This is a genomic window from Burkholderia sp. Ac-20392 (assembly GCF_017104585.1).
Taxonomy (GTDB): domain Bacteria; phylum Pseudomonadota; class Gammaproteobacteria; order Burkholderiales; family Burkholderiaceae; genus Burkholderia; species Burkholderia lata.
In genome coordinates, this window is the sequence record NZ_JAAGPB010000706.1 from 1 (window position 1) to 3184 (window position 3184).

Below are 3184 nucleotides of genomic sequence, written 5' to 3' on the forward strand. Positions count from 1 at the left end.
TCTGGCCGAGCTGCGTGAGCAGCGGCGCGACCTTCAAGTCGCCGGTGTCGCGCCAGCCGAGCCCGCGCAGCGACGACACGGCCCACTCCCACGGTGTCTTGAACTTGCGGTTGACCGGCGCCCACGCATCGGGCGCATCGACGAGCGCACGATAGACGGCCGGCAAATCGCCACCGCTCGCATCGAACGCGCGGGCGAGCCGGTCAGTCAGCGCGGGCGGCGGATTGTCGGCGACGAAATGACGGGCAAGCTGGAACGCGATATGCCTTCCGGTCGCCTCCGAATGCGCGAGGTCGTGCAGGATCGCGCGCGCCTGTGCTTCGCCGGGCTGGTCGTAGCTGCGCCCCATCACGGTCCGCACGCCGGGCTCGTGCAGTTTCGGGCGAAACACGAACGCGCCGGGCGCCGCATCACCGGGCTGCGGGCCACGCCCGCCGGCGATGCTCCAGCCGGTCAGCGCACGCGCGAATTCCGTCACGTCGGCCTGCGTGTAACCCGTGCGTACGCCGAGCGTGTGCAGCTCCATGATTTCGCGCGCGAGATTCTCGTTGAGCCCGCGCTTGGCCGTCGGATTGCGTGCTTCGGCACGCAGCGCGGCCGGGCTGTCGGGGCCGACCGAGCGCGCCTGGTCGAGGAAAAGCTGCATCGCGGGATGCTGCTCGACGGCAACCAGCATGTCCTCGAAACGGCCGAGCACGTGCGGGCGGATCGCGTCGCGTTCGAACGCGCCCGCGTAGGCCGCTACCGGCCCCTTGTCGACCGACACCGCGAAATGGTTCGCCCAGAAATGCACGAGACGCTCGACGAACGGTGCGGGCGTGTTCAGCGCACTGTTCATCCGCGCGACGACGGCGCTGCGATACGTGTCGTTGCCGTCGCGCCGGATCGACTGCTCGGTCGCGCGTTTCGTTGCCGGGTCGTTGGCCGTCATCGCATTGCGCGCGTTCGCGAAGCGCGTCGCGAGCGCCACTGCGTCCGGCTCGCCGGCCCACGCGGCCGGCCGCGCGTCGTAGCGATCGAGCTGCGCGACGAGTGCCGCCTTCGGGTCGGCAGGCGGCGCTTCGTCGGCGCGTGCGCCGAGGCCGAAGCGGTTCAGCGCGATGGCGGCCGGGGTAATGTCGTTCGGGTGGTCCATGGAAGGGCTCTCGCGATGCGTACCCGTGTTTAACGTGGGTCGGCGGGAAATCCGTCGCCAGGAGGACGAATATTTCTGGCGCGTCGCGCGGCGTTGACTGCATGCGTGTTGCCGTTCGAATTCCTGTTGCGGATTCAGCTGACGAATGCAGCGAATCGGCGGGACGTACAGCCGCCGTATCGGGATCCCGTGCCCCTGCGAAAGACAGGCACATTTCGACATCCGGCTAACGGGCTTTCACTAGCCTGACCGGAACGAATCCCACCAGAGGGCTCGCCGGCCGCCCCCGCCCCGGCGCTTGCCGTTCCCGGAAAGCCACCTAGACTCAATGGAATGTATCGCCCCGCGTCACGGCCTTTCGTCGTCCCGACCCAGCGACCATTACGATGCCCACTCTTCCCGTCAGCTTGCGTGCTCGGTTTCGTTGGGCCGGTTCGATGCGCCCGCCGTCGCGCTGGACCCGTGCGTGGCTGCTCGCAGTCGCGCTGACGCTGCACGGCTATCCCGCGCATGCGCAAAACCCGCCCAAGGTCGTCGACATTCCGACCCGCCCCGGCGTGACGCAACGGTTTCTCTTCATCGCGCCGGACGCACCGAAGGCCGCAGCCATTCTTTATGCCGGCGGACACGGCGGGCTGCAACTGGAACCGTCCGGACGATTCGGCTGGGGTGCAGGCAACTTTCTCGTCCGCACCAGGCAGTTGTTCGTGAAGGACGGCATTGCCGTCGCGGTCATCGATGCACCGAGCGACCGGCAATCCGCGCCCTACCTCAACGGCTTTCGACTCTCGAAGGAACACGCCGACGACGCGCGTGCCGTGATCGCGTGGTTGCGGGAGCAACTGCACGTACCGGTATGGCTCATCGGAACGAGCCGCGGCACCCAGTCCGCCGCTGCCATTGCGATCGCGCTGGCCGGCGGCGGCGGGCCCGACGGTATCGTGCTGACGTCCACCATCCTCCGCGAAGATCGAGGCGGCACGGCGGTCACGGACATGAACCTGGCCAGCGTCAGGATTCCGGTGCTCGTCGTTCACCACGAGAACGACGGCTGCAAATATTGTCCGGTATCCGAAACGGATACGCTGTTGAAGAAGCTGGACCAGTCTCCGAAGGCCGAACTGATGATCGTGTCGGGCGGCACGTCCCGGGGCGATCCGTGCGAAGCGTTTGCCTATCACGGCTTCAACGGTCTGGAGAGCGGCGTGGTCGACGCGATCTCCGCGTGGATGCTTGCACGTTGAACGTGCGCGCCGCGTAGCGCAGTCACAGTCACAGTCACAGTCACAGTCGCGGTTGCGCCTTGCGCCTTGCGCCTTGCGCCTTGCGCCTTGCGCCTTGCGCCTTGCTCCTTGCTCCTTGCTCCTTGCTCCTTGCTCCTTGCTCCTTGCTCCTTGCGATTCTTCGCTGAAGCATGCCTGCAGCAAGCATGCATGCAGGCATTGCCGACCCGCCTTCCGTGTACGCGTTGCGCATCACTGCAAAGGCATGCCGCCGCACGTCGTCCGCGCGGCGCTTGCTTACTTGCTGGCCGCGTCGCCCTGCTTCTTCTGCAACTTCGGCGGCAGCCGCCAGTTACCGCTGCGCCGCAACCCGTCGACGAACTTCGCGCGCTCGTCCGGCGTCAGCGTCGCCGCGAAATCGACGACGCTGCGCTCGACCTGTGCACGCAGCGCGGTATCGGCCGCGCGCGTACGATCGAGCGCGGCGTCGATCGCCGTACGATCGAGCTGCGGCGCGGCGAGCAGATCCAGCACGGTGATCCGGTCGTCGCGCCCTTCCCGTGCGAAATCGCGGCCGTCCTTGCGCGCCGCCTTCAGCGCCGCAACGAACTCCTGCTGGCGCGCGTCAGGCAATTCGTCCGCGGCGAAACGCAATGCGGTGCGCGACGCCGGTGCGCCCGCGGCCCGCAGGTCGCGATGCGTCGAGAACCACTGATACGCGCCGCCGCCGATCGCGCCGAGCATGAATACGTTCAGCACGACCGAACCGACGAGGACGAATTTCCAGCCACGCTCACTCATTCATCACTCCAGTCCACGCTCGGCC

Annotated in this window: 3 protein-coding genes; 1 reads left to right on the top strand and 2 read right to left on the bottom strand. The window is 67.3% G+C overall.

Features of this window, described 5'->3' with window-relative positions; translation table 11 throughout:
* Positions 1–1135, bottom strand: a 1135-nt coding sequence (locus tag G3N99_RS37090; RefSeq protein ID WP_206124844.1) for a DUF1800 domain-containing protein, incomplete at its 3' end; no start/stop codon positions are given.
* A gap of 386 nt (positions 1136–1521) precedes the next feature.
* Between G3N99_RS37090 and G3N99_RS37095 the strand changes: the two genes are divergently transcribed.
* Positions 1522–2379, top strand: a complete 858-nt coding sequence (locus G3N99_RS37095) for an alpha/beta hydrolase (RefSeq protein WP_241012044.1) — start codon at positions 1522–1524, stop codon at positions 2377–2379.
* A gap of 276 nt (positions 2380–2655) precedes the next feature.
* Here G3N99_RS37095 and G3N99_RS37100 read toward each other — a convergent pair whose 3' ends face one another.
* Positions 2656–3159: a periplasmic heavy metal sensor gene (locus G3N99_RS37100; protein WP_174943118.1), complete on the bottom strand. Its 504-nt coding sequence runs from the start codon at positions 3157–3159 to the stop codon at positions 2656–2658.
* Positions 3160–3184 lie beyond the last annotated feature (25 nt).

Coding starts and splice junctions, on each gene's coding strand:
- G3N99_RS37095 (WP_241012044.1), top strand. CDS start 1,522: ATGCCCACTCTTCCCGTCAGCTTGCGTGCTCGGTTTCGTTGGGCCGGT.
- G3N99_RS37100 (WP_174943118.1), bottom strand. CDS start 3,159: ATGAGTGAGCGTGGCTGGAAATTCGTCCTCGTCGGTTCGGTCGTGCTG.